Raw genomic sequence first — 22,359 nt, 5'->3', positions numbered from 1 at the left:
GGGCAGGACGAGTCCCGCGGCGGGCCGCGGCGCGCAGCGCCGCTCTCAGAGGTTCCCGGCGCCGGCGCCCTGCGTCACGGTGCTCTTGACGCCCTGGGCGGGCTGTACGTCGTAGTCGTACGGGATGCCGTCGACGGAGCCGCCGGCCTCTCCGGTGCCGGAGTTCTCGAAGTGGTTGTCACGGGCCTCGATCGTGCCGGGTCCCGAGCTGGCCTCGCCGAGGTGGAAGGGGTCCTCGGTGTTCTCGAAGTAGTTGCCCTCGACCAGCACGCCGGCGTCCTCGGTGGAGGCGACGCCGTAGGAGCCGATGTCGTCGTAGTAGTTGTTGAGGACGTGCACCGGGTTGCCGAAGCGGACCCGGGGGTTGCGCTGGTTGGTGCCGTCGAACCAGTTGAACGCGTACGTGACGTGCAGGGCGTCGGCGTCCTCGCCCGCGTTGTCGTCGCTGTGGCCGAGCAGCGCGTTCTTGTCCTGGCCGTGGAAGTGGTTCCACGAGACCGTGATGTCGTCCGAGGCGCGCTTGATGTCCAGGTTGCCGTCGCTCGCGTCCGTCAGCGTGTTGTGGTCCAGCCAGATGTCCGTGGCGTACTGGACGTTGACGTTGTCGTCGTCGCTGCCGGAGATGGTCAGGTTCTGCACGATGACGTTGCTGACCTCGCTGATGTTCAGCCCGCCGCCGCCGCTGATGCGGCCGTTGCCGCCCACGCCGACGACGGTCTTGTCGGACGCGACCTTGGTCATGTCGTCGAGCTGGATGGTGCCGTCGACCTCGACGATCCGCGGGCCGTCGCTCTGCACCGCCTCGGTGAACGCGGCCGCGTCCGAGACCCTCTCCGTCGGGCCGCCGGCCCCGCCGGTGGTGCCGGCGCCGAACCCGATCGGCGCGGCCGCGGCCGCGGCCGGGGCGGCGTCGTCGGCCATCGCGCCCGGGACCAGCAGGGCGGCGGTGGCGGCGGCGGTGACCGTCGCGGTGGCGACGACGAGCGTGGTACGGGGCTTCCTCCTGTGCGTGCGCATGTGCTGCTCTCCGTCCGGTACGTGTGCGGGTGGGGGGATGCGCACCGCCCTGCGGCGGCACGCTCCGGCCCTGGGTTGCCGCCGGACGGCGGGAGGTTGCCGGTCGGAGTCGCGCGGCGGGTGTGCGGGGCCCCGGACGGCGTACGGCATGTCGGCGGACCCCCGCGGCGGAGCGCCGGACCCTACTCCCCGGCCGCGGGCTCCGCGGGCGCCGCCGTGCTCTGCCGGACCACCAGCCGGGTGGCCAGCTCCATGCGCAGCGCCCCCTTGCCGGGCTCCCGCGGGCGCAGCAGCATCTGCGCCGCCTCCTCCGCCATCTGCCGCAGCGGCTGGTGGACCGTGGTGAGCGCCGGGCTGGACCACTGGGCCAGCGGCACGTCGTCGTAGCCGACGACCGACAGCTCGTCCGGCACGCTCAGCCCCTTCAGCCGGGCCGCCTCCAGCACCCCGAGCGCCTGGAGGTCGCTGCCGGCGAACACGGCGGTCGGCCGGCCGGGGCCGTCGAGCAGCTGCATCGCGTGGTCGAAGCCGCCCTGGACGTGGAAGTCGCCGAAGCGGACGTGGGCCGGGTCGACGTCCAGGCCCGCCATGGCCATCGCCGAGCGGAAGCCGTCGAGCCGGGCGAGGGAGCACATCATGTCCTCGGGGCCGGTGATGATGGCGATCCGCCGGTGGCCGCGCTCGATGAGGTGGCGGGTGGCGGCCATGCCGCCGGACCAGTTGGCGGAGCCGACGGAGGGCACGTCGGGCTCGGGGTCGCCGGCCGGGTCGACGATGACGAAGGGGATGGCGCGCGAGCGCAGTTGCTTCTTCACCCGGTCGGGCAGGGTGGAGAAGACCAGCACCACGCCCAGCGGGCGGCGCCGCAGGACGCCCTCGATCCAGTCGGGGTCCGGCGCGTGCCGCGTACCGCTCTCGGTGAGCACGACGCTCGCGTGGTTCTGCTTGGCGACGTTCTCCACGCCGCGGATCAGCTCCATCGCCCAGATGCTCTCCAGCTCGTGGAAGACCAGCTCGATGAGCGGCGCCTGTGGGGCCGCCTGGGCCCGGCGGCGGTAGCCGTGGGTCTCCAGCAACTGCTCGACTTTCGTGCGCGTGGGCCGGGAGACGTCCGATCGCCCGTTGAGAACTTTCGAAACCGTCGAGAGGGACACCCCGGCCTGAGTCGCTACCTCGGCCAGGGTCACACGGCCGTCCACGTCGTCGTCTTCACGCATGGTTCGAAGGATAAGGCACGGTCAGCGGTAACGGTTTGGTCGCGTGCCCGCAGGCCCGTTGACCGTGTGCGACGCCTCGCCTACTGTCCAGCCCTACATGGACTTTCGATGTTCGGGACGAAATTTTCGAGAGGCGTACGTATGAAGACACGTAGGCGGATGCCCCGCATACTCGCCGGCGGTGTGGCGCTGGGGCTCACGCTGACCCTGGCGGCCTGCGGCGACGACGGCGATTCGGGGGCCGGCGAGAACGAGTTCACGGTTCTCGTCTACGGCGACGCCACCAACAAGGTGGAGAAGAAGCTCGTCGAGGAGTTCAACAAGACGTCCGAGGTCAAGGCCCGTCTGGACACCATCCCGGGCGCCGACTACCAGCAGAAGCTGCAGACGATCATCAGCACCCCGCAGGCCCCCGACGTCTTCTTCCACTGGGGCGGCGGCAGCATCAAGCCGTTCGTCGACGCCGACCTGCTCCTGCCGCTCGACGACTTCATCAAGAAGGACCCGGGCCTGAAGGACAACTTCCTGCCCTCGGTCTTCGACGCCTCGGTCGTGGACGGCAAGTCGTACGGCGTGCCCATGCGCGGCACGCAGCCCGTGATGCTCTTCCACAACAAGAAGGTGCTGGACGAGGCCGGCGTGCAGCCGCCCGAGACCTGGGACGACCTGCTGGACGCGGTGGAGGCGCTCAAGGACGCCGGCGTCACCCCGATCGCGCTCGGCGGCGGCGACATGTGGCCCACCCAGATGTGGTTCCAGTACCTCTACGACCGCATCGCCGGGCCCGAGCTGTTCCAGCAGGCGCTGGACGGCGACACGGAGGCGTGGGAGAGCGAGGACAGCCGCAAGGCGCTCGGCATGATCCGCGAACTCGTCGACGCGGGCGCGTTCGGGGACACGTACGACTCGGTGAAGTTCACCAACAACGGATCGGCCCAGCTCGTCGCGTCCGGCAAGGCCGGCTTCGAGCTGATGGGCTCCTGGTACTACTCCACCCAGCAGAGCCTGAACGAGGAGTTCGCCGCCGAGGACCTCGGCTACAGCGCCTTCCCCGCCGTCGACGGCGGCAAGGGCGACGCCGCGAACCTCGCCGGCAACACCAACAACTACTACGCGGTGATGAAGAAGGCCGAACACCCCGAGGCCATCGCGGAGTTCCTCAAGCTCATGTACTCCGACACGTTCGTGAAGGACCAGTTGTCCATCGGCAACCTGCCGACCACGACCAACACCCCGGACTTCCTCGACCAGGCGGCCAGCCCCGAGTACTCGAAGTACCAGTACGACCTGGTCGAGAAGGCACCGCACTTCCAGCTCTCCTGGGACCAGGCGTACCCGCAGTCCGCCGCCACCGACATGCACAAGGCCGTCCAGCAGTTCTTCAACGGAGGGCTCGACGAGGACGGCTTCATCTCGGCCATGCAGGCCCTGCCGACCTCCTGACGGACCATGACGACACAGATGACGCGCGTCCGCCCCGCCGCCCCGCCCGAGAGGCGGCGGCGCCGGGCCCGGACGCGGACCGCGAACGTGGCCGACGTGGGCCGCCCGGGATTCCTCTGGGCGGCCCCCGCCACGCTGTTCTTCGCCGCCTTCGCCCTCGTACCGCTGATCATGGTCGTGGTGCTGTCCTTCATGAGCTGGGACGGCATCGGCGACCCGGAGTTCGCCGGGCTCGACAACTGGCGGCGGGTCCTCGACGACCCCGTGATGATCAAGAGCATCTGGCTGAGCCTCCTGCTCACCGGACTCGGCGTGGCGATCCAGACCCCGCTGAGCATCCTGCTGGGCGTCTGGGCGGCCGGCAACCAGAAGAACCGCGCGGTGCTCTCGGCGATCTACTTCCTTCCGCTGCTGCTCTCCGCCACCGCCGTGGCCGTCGTCTGGGGCGCCCTGCTCGACCCGAACTTCGGGGTGCCGGCGGAGGCCGCCTGGCTCTTCGGCGACGGCAACCTCTACGGCGAGCAGGCGACGGCGATCGGCGTCCTCGCCTTCGTCAGCACCTGGCAGTTCACCCCGTTCCACACGCTGATCTACCAGGGCGCGGCGCGGGCGATCCCGCCCGTGCTGTACCAGGCGGCGGAGGTCGACGGCGCCGGGCGCTACCGGCAGTTCTTCCACATCACGCTGCCGCAGCTGCGCAACGCGATGATCACCTCGATGATCCTCATGGTCGTCGGCGGGCTCACCACCTTCGAAACCGTCCTGATCCTCACCCAGGGCGGCCCGGGGACCGACACCACCATCAGCGCCTACTACATGTACGAACGGGCCTTCCGGAGCTTCGACTACGGCGCCGGCGCGGCCATCGCGCTCGTGCTGGTGCTGGCGGCGACGCTCATCTCGCTGATCATGGTGCGGCTCTCCGGCTACGACAAGATGCGCAGCACCACGGAGGGCCTGTGATGAGACGGCGTCCCAACTACCTCGCCGGCGCCGGCTCGCTGGTCTGGCTCTTCCTCATCGGGCTGCCGCTGTACGTGATGCTCTCGGCGACCCTGAAGAGCCAGTCGGAGTTCGCCCAGGACGGCCCGCTGGCCCTCCCCGACGGCTTCACCCTCGACAACTTCACCGGCGCCTTCGACACCGGCTTCGGCCGGTACTTCCTCAACACGCTGCTCGTCACCGTCTGCGTCGTGGGCATCGTGCTGCTGCTGGTGCCGCCGCTGTCGTACGCCATCGTGCGCAGCCGCGGCCCGGTCACCACCGGCGTCTTCCGGCTCTTCCTGCTCGGCCTGGCCATCCCGCTCCAGGCCGTGATCGTCCCGATGTTCTACCTCATCAGCGAGGCCGGGCTCTACGACAACCTCGTCGGCGTCATCCTGCCCACGGCCGCCTTCTGCCTGCCGGTCTCCGCACTGATCCTCAGCGGCACCATGCGGGACATCTCCAGGGAGCTGTTCGAGGCCATGGCCATGGACGGCGCCAGCCCCCGGCGGGTGTTCTTCCAACTCGTCCTGCCGCTCTCCCGGGGAGGCCTGTCCACCATCGTGGTCTTCTCCGCCCTCCAGGCGTGGAACGGCTTCCTCTTCCCCCTGGTCCTGACCCAGTCCGACAGCACCAAGGTCGTCACGCTCGGCCTCTACAACTTCAAGACCGAGCGCGGGATCGACGCGCCCGGGCTGCTGGCCGCCGTGGTCCTGTCGATGATCCCCGTCCTGCTCGTCTACCTGTTCGCCCGGCGGGCCCTGGTCCAGGGCCTCATGGGCGTCGGAGGAAAGTGACCGCGAACGTGGCAGTAGAGACACCCCGGGCGGACGCCCCGGACACGGCCACCCCCGTGTGGAACGACCCCGCACACGACACCGGCACCCGCGTGTCGGCGCTGATCGCCGCCATGACCGTCGAGGAGAAGGTCGCCCAGCTCTTCGGGGTCTGGGTCGGCGCCTCCGCGGAGGGCGGCGAAGTGGCGCCGTACCAGCACGAGATGGAGGAGGCGGTCGACCTCGGCGAGCTGCTGCCCGCCGGGCTCGGGCAGCTCACCCGGCCCTTCGGCACCGCGCCCGTCGACCCCGCGCTCGGCGCGCTGTCGCTCATGCGCACCCAGGCCCGGGTGGTGGCCGCCGGCCGCTTCGGCATCCCGGCCCTCGCCCACGAGGAGTGCCTCGCCGGCTTCGCGACCTGGGGCGCGACCGCGTACCCGGTGCCGCTGTCGTGGGGCGCGACGTTCGACCCCGCGCTCGTGCGGCGGATGGCCGCGGCCATCGGCCGGGACATGCGCGCCGTGGGCGTGCACCAGGGGCTCGCGCCGGTGCTCGACGTCGTCCGCGACGTGCGCTGGGGCCGGGTGGAGGAGACCATCGGCGAGGACCCGTACCTCGTCGGCACGGTGGCCACCGCGTACGTCCAGGGCCTGCAGTCCGCCGGCGTCCTCGCCACCCTCAAGCACTTCGTCGGCTACTCCGCCTCCCGCGCCGGACGCAACCTCGCCCCGGTCGCCGTGGGCGAGCGCGAGCGCGCCGACGTGCTGCTGCCGCCCTTCGAGATGGCGCTGCGGGAGAGCGGCGTGGAGTCGGTGATGAGCTCGTACACCGACACCGACGGCGTGCCCGCGGCGGCCGACGAGGCGCTGCTGACCGGGCTGCTGCGGGACACCTGGGGCTTCGAGGGCACCGTCGTGGCCGACTACTTCGGCATCTCCTTCCTGCGCACGCTGCACGGCGTGGCCGGCGACTGGGCGGGGGCGGCCGGCGCCGCCCTGGCCGCCGGGGTGGACGTGGAGCTGCCGACCGTCAAGACCTTCGGGCCCCCGCTGCTCGCGGCGATCGCCGACGGGCGGGTCGACGAGAGCCTGGTCGACCGCGCCCTCGCCCGGGTGCTGGCCCAGAAGGCCCGGCTGGGCCTGCTGGACGCCGGCTGGTCGCCGGTGCCGCCGGCGCTGGCCGGGGCCGGCGGCGAGGCGGCCGACCCGGACGAGGTGCGCGGCACCGTCGACCTGGACTCCGCCGCCAACCGGGAGCTGGCCCGCGAGGTCGCCGAGCGGGCCGTGGTGCTGCTCGCCAACGACGGCACGCTGCCGCTGCACCGCACGCGCCGTATCGCCCTCGTCGGCCCCAACGCCGAGGACCCGCACGCCGTCCTCGGCTGCTACTCGTTCCCCGTCCACGTCGGCGTCAAGCACCCCGGCACCCCCGTCGGGATCGGGCTGCCCACGCTCCACGAGGCGCTGCGCGGGGAGTTCCCCGACGCCACCGTGACCGTCGCCGCCGGCTGCTCCGTCGACGGCCCCGGGACCGACGGCATCGCCGAGGCGGTACGGGCCGCCCGCGCGGCCGACGTCGTGATCGCGGCGCTCGGCGACCGCGCCGGGCTCTTCGGCCGCGGCACCAGCGGCGAGGGCTGCGACGCGGAGTCGCTCGCACTGCCGGGCGTCCAGCAGGAGCTGCTCGACGCGCTGCTGGACAGCGGCACGCCCGTGGTGCCCGTGCTGCTGGCCGGGCGGCCGTACGCCCTGGGGCGTGCGGCGGACGAGGCGGCGGCGATCGTGCAGTCGTTCTTCCCGGGCGTGGAGGGCACGACGGCGGTGGCCGGCGTGCTCGCCGGGCGCACCAACCCGTCGGGCCGGCTGCCCGTGAGCGTGCCGCGCGGCCCCGGGGCGCAGCCGACGACGTACCTCGCGCCGCGGCTGGGCCAGGCGAACGAGGTCTCCAACGTCGATCCGACCGCGGCGTTCGCGTTCGGCCACGGGCTGTCGTACACGGCGTTCGCCTGGTCCGGCCTGGAGGTGGAGGCCTACGAGTGCGCCACCGACGGCGAGTTCGCGCTGTCGTTCACCCTCCGCAACACCGGCGAGCGGGACGGCACGGAGGTCGTCCAGCTCTATCTGCACGACCCGGTCGCCTCCGTCGTGCAGCCGGTGCAGCGCCTCGTCGGCTACGCCAGGGTGGCGCTGCGCGCCGGGGAGGAGCGCCGGGTGCGGGCGGTCGTGCCGGCCGACGTGGCGTCGTTCACCGGCCGCGACGGGCGCCGGGTCGTCGAGCCGGGCGCGCTGGAGCTGCGGCTGTCGGCGTCGAGTGCGGCGCCGCGGCTGACCGCGGAGGTGGCGCTGACCGGACCGCCGCGGTACGTGGACCACACCCGCCGGCTGCACGCCGAGTTCGACCCCGGCCGCGACCCGGGCGCGCGCGCCGCGGCGCCGCGGGACGGGGCGGACGGCAGGTGACGGCCCGCTGACCGCCCCCTGACGGCCCGGCCGCCGGCCGGGCGGGCGCGCCGCACCGGACTCCTCCCGGTCCGGTGCGGTGCGCCGACCTCCCGTCCTACGCGAGCGCGCCGAGCGCCTCCGGCAGCGCACCGGCGTACACGACGCCGAGGCGCTGCGTCGCCCGGGTCAGGGCCACGTACAGGTCGCTGCCCCCGAAGAGCGCCGGCTCCGCCACGATCACCGTGTCGAACTCCAGCCCCTTCGCCTGCCGCGGCCCGAGGAGCACGACCGGCCGCGTCAGGTCCGGCGCCGTGCCCGAGGCCGCGTCGGGCAGCGCCGCCGCCAGCGCGGGCAGCAGTTCCCCCGGCGCGATCACCGCGAGCCGCCCCGCGCCGCCCGACTCCCGGGCCACGGCCGCCGCGACCGCCGCCGGCACGGCGCCGGCCGACTCCCCGGCGCGCTCCGCCCAGGGCCGTACGCCCGTGGCGCGCACCGAGCGCGGCGGCACGTACCCCGGGTACTCCGCCCGCGCCACGCCCGCCGCGACCTCCATGATCTCCGCCGGCGTACGGTAGTTGACGCCCAGCGTGATGTGCTCGAAGCGCTTGTCCACGTACGGCCCGAGGATCGCCTCCCACGTCCCGCACGCCCCCGGCTCCGCCGTCTGCGCCGGGTCGCCGACCAGCGTCATCGACCGGGTCGGGCAGCGCCGCATCAGCAGCCGCCACGCCATCGGCGACAACTCTTGCGCCTCGTCGACGATGATGTGCCCGAAGGCCCAGGTCCGGTCCGCCGCCGCCCGCTCCGCCGCCGTGCGGTGGTCCGCCTCCTCCTGGCGCTCCGCCAGCCGCTCGGCGTCGATGAGGTCGTGCGCCGCCAGCACCTCCGCCTCGTCGTCGTCGCGGTCCTCGAACTCCTGCGTGCGCGAGCCGTACGACATCTCCAGCACGCCCTGCGCGTACGCGATCCGCTCCTGCCGCTCCGCCTCCGCGCGCGCCCGCGCCGCCGCCTGCGCGGGACCGTCGTCCCCGAGCAGCTCCGCCGCCTCGTCGAGCAGCGGTACGTCGGCCGGCGTCCAGGGTCCGCCGGTGCGGCGGATCACGTCCCCGTCCGCCTCCGGCAGATGCACCGGCTCGGCGAGGAAGTCCGCGACCAGCTCCTGCGGCGTCAGCAGCGGCCACAGCTCCGCGATGGCCGCGTGCACGTCCTCGTTGGCGGCGACCGCCTTGCCGAGCTGTGCGATGTCGTCCGGGCCGAGGAGGTTCTCGTCGCCGAACGGGTCGTCGCCGATGCGGTCGGCGAGCTGCCGGGTCAGACCGTCGATGACGTTGAACGCGAAGTGGGGCTGGGCCGCGTTGTGCGGCAGCTCGGTGGCGCGGGCGCGCTTGCGGGCGGCGTTGGCCAGCCAGTAGTCGAGGTGCAGCTCGCCGTCCTCATGCGGGATGACGACGGCCGACTCCGGCAGCCGCTGCCGGTCCCGGAGGTACGCGGCGAGCGCGTCCGCCATCGCCGTGCCGCCCTTGACCGCCGCGGCGGCGGGGGTGTCGGTGCCGGTGGCGGTGACACCGGGGAACAGCTCGCCGGGGGTGGCCAGCAGCACGCCGGTCTCGCCGAGCGCGGGCAGCACCTCGGAGATGTAGCCGAGGAAGGCGGGGCCGGGGCCGACGATGAGCACGGCCCGGCGGGCGAGCTGCTCGCGGTGGGCGTAGAGGAGGTAGGCGGCGCGGTGCAGGGCCACCGCGGTCTTGCCGGTGCCGGGCCCGCCCTCGACGACGAGGACGCCCGAGCGCGGGGCGCGGATGATGCGGTCCTGGTCGGCCTGGATGGTCTGGACGATGTCGTGCATCCGGCCGGTGCGGGCGGCGTCGAGGGCGGCGAGGAGCACCGCGTCGGCGTCGGCGCCCTCCAGGCCGGTGCGTTCGGTGTCGGCGAGGTCGAGGATCTCGTCGTGCAGACCCGTGACCCGCGGGCCGCCGGCGCCGCCCCCGGTGGAGATGTGCCGGCGCCGGCGCAGGCCCATGGGGGTGTGGCCGGTGGCGAGATAGAAGGGGCGGGCCACGTCGGCGCGCCAGTCGACGACCAGCGGCGTGCGCTCCGCGTCGGCCGCGCGCATGCCGATGCGGCCGATGTGGTGGTCGCGGCCGTCGCGGAAGCTCAGCCGGCCGAAGCACAGGCCGTGCTCGCCGGCGTCGAACGCGGCCAGCAGCCCGGACTGTTCGGCCACGAGCACGTCGCGCTCCAGCCTGGCCTGCAGGGTGCTGCCCCCGTCCCGGGCGAGGGCCGTCCGCACCCCCGCCGCCGCGTCCTCGCGCAGCTCGGAGAGGCGCTCCCGGAGCAGGTCAAGGAATTCCTGCTCGCGTCGCATTTCCTCGTTCTGCACCTCGTTTGACAATTCAACTCCCGCACGGTTAGACTGCCCGCATCGCTCTTTACTCCAGCGCCAGTTCACGAATAATGAATGTGCGCAGAGAATTCCCCAGCATAGCATTCCGAGGCTCCGACCGAATTGTGGCGGAGCCTTTGTCGTGCGCCCCGCGGGTTACGCTCGGGGCATGAGCACTGCAGACACCCCCGAAGACGTGGCGCACCTTCTGGTGCGCTGCCTGGAGGCGGAGGGCGTGACGCACGTCTTCGGCGTGCCGGGCGAGGAGAACATCCGCTTCGTCGACGCCGTCAACGCCTCACCGTCCATCGACTACGTCCTGGTGCGCCACGAGCAGGGCGCGTCGTTCATGGCGGAGATGTACGGCCGTATCACCGGCCGCGCGGGGGTGTGCTCCGCGACCCTCGGCCCCGGGGCCATCAACCTGCTGCTCGGCGTCGCCGACGCGCACACCAACAGCACCCCGGTGGTCGCGCTCGCCGCCCAGGGCGGTCTCGACCGGGTGCACAAGGAGTCGCACCAGGTCATCGACCTGCCCGCGATGTTCGCCCCGGTCACCGACTGGTCCAAGCAGGTCCAGGACGCCGCCGCCGTACCGGAGATGGTGCGCCAGGCGTTCAAGACCGCGCAGAGCGAGCGGCCCGGCGCCGTCTTCCTCGCGCTGCCCGAGGACATAGAGAGCATCGTCCCCGACCCGCCGCTGAACCCGCTGCCGATCAACCGCCCGCGCCCCGAGGCCCCGTCCCCCGGGCAACTGGAGCGGGCCGCCGAGGTGCTGGCGGGCGCCGCGCGCCCCATCCTGCTGGCCGGCCACGGCGCCACCCGCGCCGGTGCCAAGGACGCCCTCGTCCGCTTCTCCGAGCGGCTCGACATCCCGGTCGCGACGACCTTCAACGGCAAGGGCGTCTTCCCCGACGACCACCCCAACGCCCTGGGCGCCGTCGGCTTCATGCGCCACGACTACACCAACTTCGGCTTCGACAACGCCGACGTCCTCATCTGCGTCGGGTACGAGCTGCAGGAGTTCGACCCGGTCAAGATCAACCCGCAGGGCGACAAGAAGATCCTGCACCTGCACCAGTTCCCGGCCGAGGTCGACTCCCACTACCCGGTCGCGGTCGGCGTGCTCGGCGACCCCTCCGCCTCGCTCGACGGGCTCGCGGAGGCCGTCGGCCGCACCTTCCACGGCGACGGCCGGCTCATCCGCGGCCTGCTCGCCGAGGAACTGGCCCACGGCAGGCGCAACGCGGCCTTCCCGCTCGCGCCGCAGCGCGTCGTCGCCGACGTCCGCGAGGCGCTGGGCCGCGAGGACGTGGTGCTGGTCGACACCGGCGCCGGCAAGATGTGGATGGCGCGGCTCTACCCCACGTACGAGCCCAACACCTGCCTGATCTCCAACGGCCTGTCGACCATGGGCTTCGCGGTGCCCGGCGCCATCGGCGCCAAGCTCGCCCGGCCCGACGCGCAGGTGCTGGCGATGACCGGCGACGGCGCGTTCCTGATGAACTCCCAGGAACTGGAGACCGCCGTCCGCGAGGGCATCCCGATGACCGTGCTCGTCCTCGTCGACGACGAGTACGGCCTGATCACCTGGAAGATGGAGCTGGAGATGGGGCGCCACTCCCACACCCGCTTCGCCAACCCGGACCTGGTGGCGTACGCGGAGAGCTTCGGCGCCCGCGGGCACGCGGTGAAGTCCGCCGACGAGCTGCTGCCCACGCTGCGCGACGCCCTCGCCCACGACGGCGTGGACGTCATCTCCTGCCCCGTCGACTACACCGAGAACCTGCGCCTGACCGACCGGCTCGGCGCCCTCCAGGGCCCGTTCTGATCCGTCCGCGGACCGAAGGCCGGCCGCCGGTGGCCCTCAGCCCGCCGGGCTGAGGATCACCGAGCGGGTCAGGTGGCGCGGCTCGTCCGGGTCCAGGCCGCGGGCGTCCGCCAGCGCGACCGCCAGCCGCTGCGCCCGGACCAGCTCGGCCAGCGGGTCGAGCCCGCCGGTGACCCACAGCGCACCGGTGGCGTGCACCTCGTCCTCCAGGCCCGCGGGCGCGTCGCCGATCATCCAGGTCGCGGTGCCCGCGGTGGTGATGCTGATGGGGCCGTGCCGGTACTCCATCGCCGGGTACGACTCCGTCCAGGCCAGCGCCGCCTCGCGCATCTTCAGCGCCGCTTCGTTGGCCAGGCCCACGGTCCAGCCGGCACCGAGGAAGGTGAACTGCCGGGCCGCCAGCAGCCCTTGCGGCAGCGGCTCGACGAGCGCCAGCTCCGCGTCCTCCACCGCCGTGGCCGGCTGCGCCCCGAGGTGCGCGCGGAGCAGGGTCAGCGCGGTGGTCGCGAAGCGCGTCTGCACCACGGAGCGCTCGTCGGCGAAGTCCAGCACCACGGTGTCGTCCGCGGCCTCGGCCACCGGCGTGCCGCCGTCGGCGACGATCGCGGTGGTACGCACCGAGCCGCCCAGCTCGCCGAGGAGCCGCAGCACCTCCGTGGTGGTGCCGGAGCGGGTCAGCGCCAGCACCCGGTCGTAGCGCCTCCCCACCGGGAAGCCCGAGGCGGGGAACGCGTCCGTCTCGCCCTGGCCGGCCTCCTCGCGCAGCGCGGCGTACGCCTGCGCCATGAAGTAGGAGGTGCCGCAGCCGACGGCGGCGACCCGCTCGCCGCGCTGCGGCAGCAGCGGCCCGTGCACCCCCGCCAGCTCCGTCGCCCGGCGCCAGCATGCGGGCTGGTCGGCCAGCTCAGCGGCTACGTAGGTCATGTCAATCGCCCGCCCTGTGTGAGAACCATTGTTCAATCGTGCATGCTAAGGCAGAATTCCAAGCATCTTCAAGCATTCTAGCTGGGAGGATACGGGTTGAACCAGCACGAACGGCACGGTGCGCTGCTGCGGCTGCTGGCCGAGCGCGGCCGGCTCGACGTGGAGGCCGTGGCGGTCGAGGTGGCCGTGTCCGCGGCGACCATCAGGCGCGATCTGGACCAGTTGGCCGAGCAGCAGCTGCTGGTCCGCACCCGTGGCGGCGCCGTGCCGAACGACGTGGCGTACGACCTGCCGCTGCGCCACCGCGCGGGGCGGGACGCCGCCGAGAAGGAGCGCATCGGCCGGGCCGCGGCGGCGATGGTCGGGCGCGGCATGGTCGTCGGCCTCAACGGCGGCACCACCACCGCCGCGGTGGCCCGCGCGCTCGCCGCCCGCGCCGACTGGGGCGACGGCGAGGGCGGGCCGCCGGATGCCGCCCGCGGCGACGGGCAGCCCGCCGTCACCGTCGTCACCAACGCGCTCAACATCGCCGCCGAGCTGGCCGTGCGGCGCAGCGTGAAGGTCGTCGTGTCCGGCGGCGTCGCCATGCCGTCCTCGTACGAGCTGGTCGGCCCGCTCGCCGGCCACATCCTGCGCGAGATCCGCCTCGACATCGCGTTCGTCGGCGCCGACGCCGTGGACGCCGAGCACGGCGCCAGCGCCCGCGACGAGCACGAGGCGAGCATCAACGCGCTGCTCGCCGCCCAGGCCGCCAAGCTCGTCGTGGTCGCCGACTCCACCAAGCTCGGCGTGCGCACCTTCGCCCGGATCTGCCCGCCGGCGGACATCGACGTGCTCGTCACGGACGACCGGGCGGCGGACAAGGCGCGCGCGTTCGAGGACAAGGGGATGTCCGTGGTGCGGGCATGAGCGGGCGCGGGAGCATCGTGACGGACCTGCGGCTGGGCATCGTCGGCCTCGGGCTGCGCGGCAACCTCGCCGACGCCGCCCACCGGCCGGGCGTGGGCTCCGTCGTGGCCGCCGTCGCCGACACCGACCCGGTGGTGCGCGCGGGCGTCGCCGAGCGCTTCCCCGGCGCCGTCGCGTACGCCGACCACCGCCGGCTCCTCGACGCCGCGGACGCCGACGGCGTGGACGCGGTCATCGTCGCCACCCCCGACGACACCCACGCGGCCGTCGCCCGCGCCGCGCTCGAAGCCGGCAAGCCGGTCTTCGTCGAGAAGCCCCTCGGCATCACCGTCGAGCAGTGCGACGCGATCCTGCGCACCGCGTACGAGACGGGCTCGCCGCTGTACGTGGGGGACACCATGCGGCACGCGGGCGTCGTCCGGCTGATGCGCGACATCATCGCGCGCGGCGACATCGGCGCGCCGCGCACCGTGTGGGTGCGGCACTTCGTCGCGTACGGCGGCGACTACTACTTCAAGGACTGGCACGCGGAACGCCGCCGCACCACCGGGCTGCTGGTGCAGAAGGCCGCCCACGACATCGATGTCGTGCACTGGCTCGCCGGCGGCTACACCAGCCGCGTGCACGCCCTCGGCGCCCTGATGCTCTACGGCGACCTGCCACGCCGCCCGCCCGGCACCCCGCGCCCCGCGGGCCGGCTCCGGGACGACACCTGGCCGCCCGCCGCGCGCCGCGACCTGAACCCGGTGGTCGACGTGGAGGACGTCTCCGTGATGAACATGCGCCTGGACAACGGCGTCATCGCGGCCTACCAGCAGTGCCACTTCAGCCCCGACTACTGGCGCAGCTACACCGTCATCGGCACCGAGGGCCGGCTGGAGAACTTCGGCGACCGCCCCGGCGACGAGGTCCGCGTCTGGCACACCGGGCCCTCCGGCTACCGCCCAGGCGCGGACGCCATCCACCGCGTGCCCGCCGCCGAGGGCGCGCACGGCCGGGCCGACGACCGCGTCATCGCCGAGTTCTGCCGCTTCGTCCGCCTCGGCGACGCCACGGACACCTCGCCGCTGGCCGCCCGGATGAGCGTCGCCGCGGGCGTGCTCGCGACCCGGTCGCTGCGCTCGGGCGGCACGGCGTACGACGTGCCGCCCCCCGACCCCGAACTCGCGGAGTACTTCGCGGCCGGCCAGCGCCGGCCCGCGCACCAGCACTGAGGCCCGATCACCGACCTCCCCGGAGGAAAACCGATGAGCGTGAACCGCAGGCACTTCCTGGCAGGGACGTCGATCGCCGGCGGCGCGGTGCTGCTGCCGGCCCTGGGCCTCGCCGCCCCGGCGGCAGCGCGCGGCGCGGACGGCGCGTACGCCGCGGCGGCCGGCGACGGCAGCGGCGGCGACGGCACCGCGGGCGCCCGCCGGGCCCTCGCCCGGCTGCTGCCCGGCCACCACCGGCAGTTCGAGCTGACCCTCCTCCCCGCCGGCGGCCCCGACCGCTACCGCGTCACCGGCACCCGCGGCCGCATCGCCGTGGCCGCCACCGGCACCGGCGCGCTGCTCACCGGTGCCGGCGCGTACCTCAAGCGCACCGCCCGCGCGCACATCTCCTGGAACGGCGACCAACTCGACCTGCCCGCACTGCTGCCCGCCCCCGCCGCCCCGCTGTCCGGCGAGGCGCACGTGCCGCACCGCTTCGCCTACAACGACACCAACGAGGGCTACACCGGCGCCTACCGCGACTTCGCCGCCTGGGAACGCGCCCTCGACGTGCTCGCGCTGCACGGTGTCAACGAGGTGCTGGTCTGCGTCGGCACCGACGCCGTCTACTACGAGACCTTCCGCGCCTTCGGCTACTCCGACGAGGAGATGCGCGCCTGGATCCCCGCCCCCGCGCACCAGCCCTGGTGGCTGCTGCAGAACATGGCCTACTTCGGCGGCCCCGTCTCCGCCCGGCTGCTGCGGCTGCGCGCCGAACTGGGCGCCCGCATCACCGCGCGCATCCGCGAGCTGGGCATGACCCCCGTGCTCCCCGGCTACTTCGGCACCGTCCCCGACGGCTTCGCCGAGAAGAACCCCGGCGCCCACGTCGTCCCGCAGGGCGGCTGGGTCGGCTTCGAGCGCCCCGGCTGGCTCGACCCCCGCGACCCGCGCTTCGCCGAGGTCGCCGCCGCGTTCTACGGCCACCAGCGCGACCTGCTCGGCCCCGCGGGCCTGTACAAGATGGACCTGCTGCACGAGGGCGGCGACCCCGGCGACGTGCCCGTGGGCGACGCCGCCCGCGCCGTCGAGGCCGCGCTGCGGCGCGCCCACCCCGACGCCCTCTGGGCGATACTCGGCTGGCAGACCAACCCGCGCCGGGAGATGCTCGACGCCATCGACCGCGACCGCATGCTCATCCTCGACGGCCTCTCCGACCGCTTCCCGACCGTCACCGACCGCGAGGCGGACTGGCTCGGCACCCCCTACGCCTTCGGCGCCATCTGGAACTTCGGCGGCCACACCCCCCTCGGCGCCAACGCCCCCGACTGGGCCGAGCTGTACCCCGCCTGGCGCGACAAGCCGGGCAGCGCGCTCGCCGGCATCGCCATGATGCCCGAGGGCGCCGACAACAACCCCGCCGCGATGTCGCTGCTCACCGAACTCGCCTGGACCCCGGGCCGGATCGACCTCGACGACTGGTTCCGCGAGTACGCCACCGCACGCTACGGCGCCGAGGACGAGCACGCGGCCGCCGCCTGGCAGGTGCTGCGCGAGACCGCGTACGGCACCACGCGCGCCGACTCCTGGAGCGAGGGCGCCGACAGCCTCTTCTGCGCCCGCCCCGGCCTCGACGTCCGCAGCGCCGCCGCCTGGAGCCCGCAGCAGGACCGCTACGACATCGCCGCCTTCGACGGCGCGCTCACCGGACTCCTCGCCGTCGCCCCCGGGCTGCGCGGCTCCGCCGCGTACCGCTACGACCTCATGGACGTCACCAGGCAGGCCCTCGCCAACCGCAGCCGCCCGCTGCTGGCGCGGATCAAGGAGGCGTACGAGGCCGGCGACCGCGGCGCGCTGCGCGAGCTGACCTCCGCCTGGCTGGAGCTGATCCGGCTGCTGGACCGCGTGGTGGGCACCGACCCGCAGCACCTGCTCGGCCGGTATCTCGCCGAGGCCCGCGCCTGGGGCGCCGACCGCGCCGAACGGGACCGGCTGGAGTACGACGCGCGCTCGCTGATCACCACCTGGGGCCCGCGCGCCGGCAGCGAGGCCGGGCTGCACGACTACGCGAACCGCGAATGGCAGGGCCTGCTCGGCGACTTCTACCACAGCCGCTGGAAGACCTACTTCGCCACGCTCGACACGGCGCTGGAGACCGGAGCGGAGCCGGAGGCCGTCGACTGGTTCGCCTACGAGGACGCCTGGGCGCGCCGCCGCGACAGCTACCCGGAGAAGCCGCGCGGCGACATCCGCCGGCTGGCCGGGGAAGCGGTGCGCGTCCTGTCCCGCGACCCGCTCGCCGCCCTCACACGCTGAGCGGCGCCCCCGCGGGGCACGAAGCCGCGGTACGGGTACGGGAGGCCACCACCCCGCACCCGTACCGCCACTCAGCGATCGTTCGGCACCCGGCGGCCCCGGCCCGGCACCTGCTTTGCCGCGTCACCGAGGGCGTGCGAAAGCAGCCTCGGGCCACCGGATCAGCCCGTGGGGCGTGGGCGGGGACGGAGCCTCCGCGCCCGGTCCCACGATCGTGGTGCCCAGGCAGAGGGTGGACGAGTACGTCTGGTTACCGTCACGCCCGGAGTTCCCGTGGCAGTGCCACCCAGCGGCGCGGAGTGCCGTGGTCGGCTGCCTGCCGACCGTCGCTGATCTTCAGACCGGCCGCGGCGCAGCCGTAGGCGAGCGTGTTGGCGCCGTACGGAAAGGTGCGCCCGCGCTGCCAGAAGCGGAAGTGCCAGTGGGAGGGCGGGTCCTGCTCGGCCGGCGGCAGCCCGATCTCCTCGCTGTCCGCGATCTCACCGTCGCGGGCCAGGGTGCCGAAAGTGCCGCCCTTCGGGTTGTAGTAGATGCCGTACGCGGAGGTCCCCCGGGATATCGCCCGCAGCACGGCGTTGTCGCTGGGCACGTACCCCTGCTGCGTGAGCACGCAGCCTCCCGGTCTGCCCGGCACGCTCGTGACGCCCACGAAGCGCAGGGACTCCTCGTGGTCCGTGGGGTCGAACGGGGCCTCCTCCGGGGCTGCCCGCGGGCACTGCGCGGGGTCGGCGCCCAACCGCCGGATCAGCTCGTCCTCGTTCAGGCCCCGTACGAAAGCGATACCGAGTCCTTCCACCCAGAGCTCTCGCTCGCCGAAGGCCGCGATGAGCACGTCCGCCGCCTGGAAGGCGCCGGCTTCCTCCACGGAGGGCAACACCGAGTCCGGCAGGTCCGCCACGAGCTGCGCGAGCGGAGTCGTGAGCAGCAGCCTGCCCGGCGACCAGGGCCCGAGCTGCGGCGTCCACACATCGGCACCTGCGTCGAGCAGCGCGCGGATGCTGCCTTCGTCCACACTGCACGCGGCGAACCACAACGGGGTGCGCCCGTCGTCGTCGCGTACGTCGACCTGCGTGACCTGGGGGAGGAGCGCGGCCACCGCTTCCCCCGACCCGTGCTCGGCCGCGAGGTGCAGCGGGGTGGCGCCGTGCCAGCCTACGGCGGTGTCGGCCGGGGCACCTCCGTCCAGCCTGGCTCGTATCACCGCGGCGTCCGACCAATCCTGCCAGCGCATCTCCTGCCAGTCGGCCCGCGGCACATAGCGGCGGCGCTCCTCTTCCTGGCGGCGGAGCGTCTGACGCTGGTGGCGGGTCAGGGGCGGGGCGAGGAACCGGGGCGGGCCGCTGAACTCCACGGACGCGAGTGCGCCCGGCGGCCCGGACAGGTCCACGGGCTCGAGCCCCGGCCAGACCTCCAGCGCCGTCCCTGCCGCAGCATGCAAGGCCGCCGCGTCGACGGCGATGCGGGTCTCGGCCACGGCCTCGTCCGGCCACTCGACCACCAACTGCGTCCCGCCCGGCGGCGGGAGTTCCGGTAGATAGAGGTCGACGTCCGTCTTGAACACAGACCGGCGGGTCTGCTGCAGCCCGGTGTCCAGCGGGATCAGACCGGTCGCCTGCTCCGTGGCCGCGTCGACCGGTAGGCCTTGAGGCGTCATGTACCGCACCCTCCGCTGCACCGTGCCGTCCAGCGAAGTGACACGGCGGCCATCGGAGAAGAGCATGCCCACACGCAGGCCGGACTGCCGCCCTGGATCCGCGTTCCGCCGGCACGCCCTGCGGAACACGGCCAGATGCAGCGTGGCTGCTCCAGGCCAGACGGACCACCCTGTCATCACCACCCTGGCCTGCGGGCCCGCCCCGACCGCGGCAAGCTGCGGCACCAGCGCCGGGGCGTACCAATCGACCGGCGGCGCATACCTCCCCGCCTCCTCATCCGGCGGGCCGAGCCGGACCAACACGGCCCGTTCCCCAGCCGGTTCCTCCGGGAAGACCAGATCGTCGAAGAACCCCATGCAGCGATACTGGCAGGGGAGTCTGACAACGGCAGTGCAGTCACAGGCCGGGTGGCATCCCACATTCAGGCGTTCAGCACGTGGTAACCGGTCGGCATCCCCGGTCTGAGTAGTGGCCAAGACCTACGGACCGAGATTATTCAGAGGGTCATTGTCATGAACGTACTGTTGGGGTCGGGTCGGTAGTCCGCGAACGGTCCGCACTCGATGAACCCGAACTTCCCGTAGAGCTTCCGGGCGGGCAGAAAGAACTCGGCCGCGCCGGTCTCCAGGCTCAGCCGGGTGAACCCCATGGCCCTGGTCTCGGTGATGATGTGCTCCAGCAGCCGGGACGCGATCCCGCTTCGCTTACGCATCGGCGTGGTGCGCATCGACTTCAGCTCCGCGTGCCCCGCGTCCAGCTTCTTGACCGCACCGCAGCCCACCAGGGTGTCACCGTCCACGACCGACCAGAACGTGACACCGGGTCTGCGGAGCTCATCGAGATCGAGCGCGTGCTTGCTCTCCAGAGGCGTGATGGACCGCATCTGCCGGACGTGTTCGTCGAGGAACCCGGCGATCTCCGGGCCGGACAGGTCGTCCACCACGATCTTCACTCTGCTCGCCCTTCTCCGGTCGGATGTCCGACGGGTCTGCCATCCCCCAGCGGTCTGCCCGCACTCAATAGTCGCAGGCCGGTCGGGCCTTCAGGCCGCGTGTGCTCCGGTCTTCCCCGCAGCCGGAAGGCGGCGACGTCGAACACGTCCTCACACCCTCCGCTGGACGTGCAGCAGGTACTCCTTGCGGTCCAGCGGGTTGTGGTCGGTGCGCGGCCGGACCGGGGCCGGTCCGCGCACGGCCCGGTAGCGGCCGAAGGAGGTCTCCAGCACGCCCTCGCCCCGGGTCAGCCCCGGCAGCCGCCGCTCCAGCCCGTGCACCCGCGCCGCCGGCACCTCGCCCTCCAGCACCGCGACCCCGCCGCGCACCTCCTGCCCGTCGACCACCGCCGCCAGCGCCGCGAACACCGGCCACAGCGCGGGCACCGCGTCCTCGGGCGCCTCCAGCCGGAACCGCTGCACCGGCTCGCACACCCGCGTGCCCGCCCGCTTCAGCGCGTCCGCCAGCACCAGCGGCGTGATGCCGCGGAAGTCGGCGCCGGTGCTCGACATGGCCTTGCTGAAGCCCTGGTGGGCGTGGCTCTGCCGGGGCCAGTAGCCGGAGTGGGTCATGGTCACCCGCACGTCCGGGATCTCCCAGCCGTACAGGCCCTGGTGCAGGGTCGCGCGGACCGTGTCGTCGACGGCCTTGAAGAACGCGTACGGCATCGAGCCCAGCTCCACCGCGAGGTCGAAGCGGACGCCCGTGCCCGGCGGCGCCGGCGTCACGCGCAGCCCGACCGTGGCCAGGAACGGGTTGGTGCCGGTGTCGCCCTTCTCGTACGCCGCGCCCGCGCCGGCCAGCCGCTCGACGTGGATGACGGACGACTCGCGGAAGGAGACCGGCAGCCCGTACTCGTCGGCGAGCGTGGCCCCGATGACCTCCTTCTGCACCTCGCCGTAGAGCGAGACGTACAACTCCTGCCGGACGTCGTCCTGGCGCAGCGCGATCAGCGGGTCCTGCTCGGCGAGCTGGAAGAGCGCCGCGTGCAGCGCGCCCCGGTCGGCGGTCCTGTCCGGTACCACCACCGTCTCCAGCGTCGGCGGCGCGAAGTGGTGCCGCCGCGCGTCCGCCGCCCGGCCCACGACTGAGCCGGCCGCTGCGCCTACCGCGTCGCCGATGCGCACCCCCTCCAGGCCCCGGACCAGGGCGATGCGGCCCGCGCCGGCCCCGGCCGCGGGGACCGCGGCGCCCTGCTCGAAGACCTTGACGCCGGTGACCTTCTCCGTCACGGGCGCGCGGTCGCCGTCGCCGTACGCCAGCTCCTGGCGGGTGCGTACCGTACCTGCGAGCATCCGCACGTACGCGACCTTCTCGCCGTTGGGCCCGCGCTCCACCTTGAAGACCGTGCCCGCGGCCGGCCCGTCGGGGTCCCCGGCGGGCGCGGGCAGCAGTTCCTCGATACCCGCGGTCAGTTCGGCGACGCCCGCGCCGGTGGCGGCGGAGCCGAAGTACACCGGGTGCACCAGCGCGCCGGCGGTCTGCTCGGCGAGGCTCTTGCGCAGCCGGCGGTACGTCACCGCCGCCTCGTCGGCGACGTAGTCCGCGAGCAGCGCGTCGTCGTGGCCGGCGAGGACGTCGGCCAGCCGGGCGGTGAACCCCGGGTCGTCCGGCCCGTACGGGGTGAACCCGGCGGCGCGGGTGCCGAGCCCGCCGACGGTGCCCATGGCGACGGCGCCGGGCGTGAGCTTCGCGGCGATGTCGCGCACCAGCGCGTCGTCGCGGGCGCCGCGCCGGTCGGTCTTGTTGACGAAGACGAGCGTGGGGATGCCCAGCCGCCGCAGCGTGCGCATCAGCACCCGCGTCTGCGCCTGCACGCCCTCCACGGCGGAGACCACGAGCACCGCGCCGTCGAGCACGTGCAGCACGCGCTCCACCTCGGCGATGAAGTCCGGGTGGCCGGGCGTGTCGATGAGGTTGACGGTGATGCCGTCGAGCGCGAAGGAGACGACGGCGGACTTGATGGTGATGCCGCGCCGGCGCTCCAGCGCGAGCGAGTCGGTGCGGGTGCTGCCGTCGTCGACGCTCCCGACCTCCTCGACGACTCCGGCGGCGTGCAGCAGCCGCTCGGTCAGGCTGGTCTTACCGGCGTCGACATGGGCCAGGATTCCCAGGTTCAGCGTGTGCACGAAGCGACATGTCCCTTGCGTAGGTGGCGATGGCCTGCTGGGTGGACATGAACGCTGCGCGCATGCGCGTTTCCTCTCGGTCCTGGGACATGGGTCTGCCGTGCCCGGCAAGTGGAGCAGCGGCCGGCCGGGCGCGGCAACCGAATTAA

General features: G+C 73.3%; 15 protein-coding genes. 8 read left to right on the top strand and 7 right to left on the bottom strand.

What is annotated here, in order from left to right:
• Window positions 1-45: 45 nt before the first annotated feature.
• Together LG396_RS24540 and LG396_RS24535 are read right to left on the bottom strand one after the other, a co-directional pair.
• Window positions 46-1,017, bottom strand: a complete 972-nt coding sequence (locus LG396_RS24540; RefSeq protein WP_018838243.1) for a pectate lyase family protein — start codon at window positions 1,015-1,017, stop codon at window positions 46-48.
• A 182-nt stretch (window positions 1,018-1,199) separates the two neighbouring features.
• A complete protein-coding gene (locus LG396_RS24535) occupies window positions 1,200-2,234 on the bottom strand; it encodes a LacI family DNA-binding transcriptional regulator (RefSeq protein ID WP_018844181.1) in 1,035 nt (344 codons plus the stop codon).
• Between the two features lie 141 nt (window positions 2,235-2,375).
• Between LG396_RS24535 and LG396_RS24530 the strand changes: the two genes are divergently transcribed.
• From LG396_RS24530 to LG396_RS24515, 4 genes are read left to right on the top strand one after another with little or no spacing between them, the layout of a single operon-like run.
• Window positions 2,376-3,677, top strand: a complete 1,302-nt coding sequence (locus LG396_RS24530) for an ABC transporter substrate-binding protein (RefSeq protein WP_225796416.1) — start codon at window positions 2,376-2,378, stop codon at window positions 3,675-3,677.
• A 6-nt stretch (window positions 3,678-3,683) separates the two neighbouring features.
• Entirely contained in the window at window positions 3,684-4,640 is a 957-nt protein-coding gene (locus tag LG396_RS24525) for a carbohydrate ABC transporter permease (RefSeq protein ID WP_225796415.1), read from the top strand.
• Window positions 4,640-5,458 carry a carbohydrate ABC transporter permease gene (locus tag LG396_RS24520; RefSeq protein ID WP_225796414.1) on the top strand — a complete coding sequence of 273 codons (819 nt, stop codon included), beginning with the start codon at window positions 4,640-4,642 and terminating at the stop codon, window positions 5,456-5,458. The genes LG396_RS24525 and LG396_RS24520 overlap by 1 nt, the downstream gene beginning before the upstream one ends.
• Complete coding sequence (locus tag LG396_RS24515; protein ID WP_225796413.1) at window positions 5,455-7,896, top strand: beta-xylosidase/alpha-l-arabinosidase; 2,442 nt, start codon at window positions 5,455-5,457, stop codon at window positions 7,894-7,896. Before LG396_RS24520 ends, LG396_RS24515 begins: the two co-directional genes overlap by 4 nt.
• A gap of 97 nt (window positions 7,897-7,993) precedes the next feature.
• Here LG396_RS24515 and LG396_RS24510 read toward each other — a convergent pair whose 3' ends face one another.
• Window positions 7,994-10,243 carry a HelD family protein gene (locus LG396_RS24510; protein WP_225796412.1) on the bottom strand — a complete coding sequence of 750 codons (2,250 nt, stop codon included), beginning with the start codon at window positions 10,241-10,243 and terminating at the stop codon, window positions 7,994-7,996.
• A gap of 187 nt (window positions 10,244-10,430) precedes the next feature.
• On the opposite strand from LG396_RS24510, the gene LG396_RS24505 reads away from it, so the two are divergent.
• A complete protein-coding gene (locus LG396_RS24505) occupies window positions 10,431-12,092 on the top strand; it encodes an acetolactate synthase large subunit (RefSeq protein ID WP_199788451.1) in 1,662 nt (553 codons plus the stop codon).
• Window positions 12,093-12,128: 36 nt separating this feature from the next.
• Here LG396_RS24505 and LG396_RS24500 read toward each other — a convergent pair whose 3' ends face one another.
• Window positions 12,129-13,016, bottom strand: coding sequence for an SIS domain-containing protein (locus LG396_RS24500; protein ID WP_037754416.1), 888 nt, complete (start codon window positions 13,014-13,016; stop codon window positions 12,129-12,131).
• A gap of 96 nt (window positions 13,017-13,112) precedes the next feature.
• On the opposite strand from LG396_RS24500, the gene LG396_RS24495 reads away from it, so the two are divergent.
• Genes LG396_RS24495 through LG396_RS24485 form a run of 3 tightly spaced genes read left to right on the top strand, consistent with a single transcriptional unit; the run spans window position 13,113 to window position 17,434 of the window.
• Entirely contained in the window at window positions 13,113-13,925 is an 813-nt protein-coding gene (locus LG396_RS24495; RefSeq protein ID WP_018838234.1) for a DeoR/GlpR family DNA-binding transcription regulator, read from the top strand.
• Window positions 13,922-15,139, top strand: a complete 1,218-nt coding sequence (locus LG396_RS24490) for a Gfo/Idh/MocA family protein (RefSeq protein WP_225796411.1) — start codon at window positions 13,922-13,924, stop codon at window positions 15,137-15,139. Before LG396_RS24495 ends, LG396_RS24490 begins: the two co-directional genes overlap by 4 nt.
• Window positions 15,140-15,172: 33 nt before the next feature.
• Entirely contained in the window at window positions 15,173-17,434 is a 2,262-nt protein-coding gene (locus tag LG396_RS24485) for an alpha-N-acetylglucosaminidase (protein WP_225796410.1), read from the top strand.
• 256 nt (window positions 17,435-17,690) lie between these two features.
• On the opposite strand, the gene LG396_RS24480 is transcribed toward LG396_RS24485, so the two are convergent.
• From LG396_RS24480 to LG396_RS24470, 3 genes are all read right to left on the bottom strand, one after another.
• Window positions 17,691-19,088, bottom strand: a complete 1,398-nt coding sequence (locus tag LG396_RS24480; protein ID WP_225796409.1) for an ankyrin repeat domain-containing protein — start codon at window positions 19,086-19,088, stop codon at window positions 17,691-17,693.
• A gap of 497 nt (window positions 19,089-19,585) precedes the next feature.
• The gene (locus tag LG396_RS24475; RefSeq protein WP_225796408.1) at window positions 19,586-20,041 is read right to left on the bottom strand and encodes a GNAT family N-acetyltransferase; all 456 of its coding nucleotides are present in this window, start codon (window positions 20,039-20,041) and stop codon (window positions 19,586-19,588) included.
• A gap of 150 nt (window positions 20,042-20,191) precedes the next feature.
• Window positions 20,192-22,210: an elongation factor G gene (locus tag LG396_RS24470; protein ID WP_225796407.1), complete on the bottom strand. Its 2,019-nt coding sequence runs from the start codon at window positions 22,208-22,210 to the stop codon at window positions 20,192-20,194.
• Window positions 22,211-22,359 lie beyond the last annotated feature (149 nt).

The organism is Streptomyces aculeolatus (assembly GCF_020400605.1).
In the GTDB taxonomy this organism is placed as follows: domain Bacteria; phylum Actinomycetota; class Actinomycetes; order Streptomycetales; family Streptomycetaceae; genus Streptomyces; species Streptomyces aculeolatus.
Note: the sequence above shows the minus strand (reverse complement) of the source record. Positions and strands in the feature narration are given on the sequence as shown.

Coding starts and splice junctions, on each gene's coding strand:
- LG396_RS24540 (WP_018838243.1), bottom strand. CDS start 1,017: ATGCGCACGCACAGGAGGAAGCCCCGTACCACGCTCGTCGTCGCCACC.
- LG396_RS24535 (WP_018844181.1), bottom strand. CDS start 2,234: ATGCGTGAAGACGACGACGTGGACGGCCGTGTGACCCTGGCCGAGGTA.
- LG396_RS24530 (WP_225796416.1), top strand. CDS start 2,376: ATGAAGACACGTAGGCGGATGCCCCGCATACTCGCCGGCGGTGTGGCG.
- LG396_RS24525 (WP_225796415.1), top strand. CDS start 3,684: ATGACGACACAGATGACGCGCGTCCGCCCCGCCGCCCCGCCCGAGAGG.
- LG396_RS24520 (WP_225796414.1), top strand. CDS start 4,640: ATGAGACGGCGTCCCAACTACCTCGCCGGCGCCGGCTCGCTGGTCTGG.
- LG396_RS24510 (WP_225796412.1), bottom strand. CDS start 10,243: ATGCGACGCGAGCAGGAATTCCTTGACCTGCTCCGGGAGCGCCTCTCC.
- LG396_RS24505 (WP_199788451.1), top strand. CDS start 10,431: ATGAGCACTGCAGACACCCCCGAAGACGTGGCGCACCTTCTGGTGCGC.
- LG396_RS24500 (WP_037754416.1), bottom strand. CDS start 13,016: ATGACCTACGTAGCCGCTGAGCTGGCCGACCAGCCCGCATGCTGGCGC.
- LG396_RS24490 (WP_225796411.1), top strand. CDS start 13,922: ATGAGCGGGCGCGGGAGCATCGTGACGGACCTGCGGCTGGGCATCGTC.
- LG396_RS24485 (WP_225796410.1), top strand. CDS start 15,173: ATGAGCGTGAACCGCAGGCACTTCCTGGCAGGGACGTCGATCGCCGGC.
- LG396_RS24480 (WP_225796409.1), bottom strand. CDS start 19,088: ATGACGCCTCAAGGCCTACCGGTCGACGCGGCCACGGAGCAGGCGACC.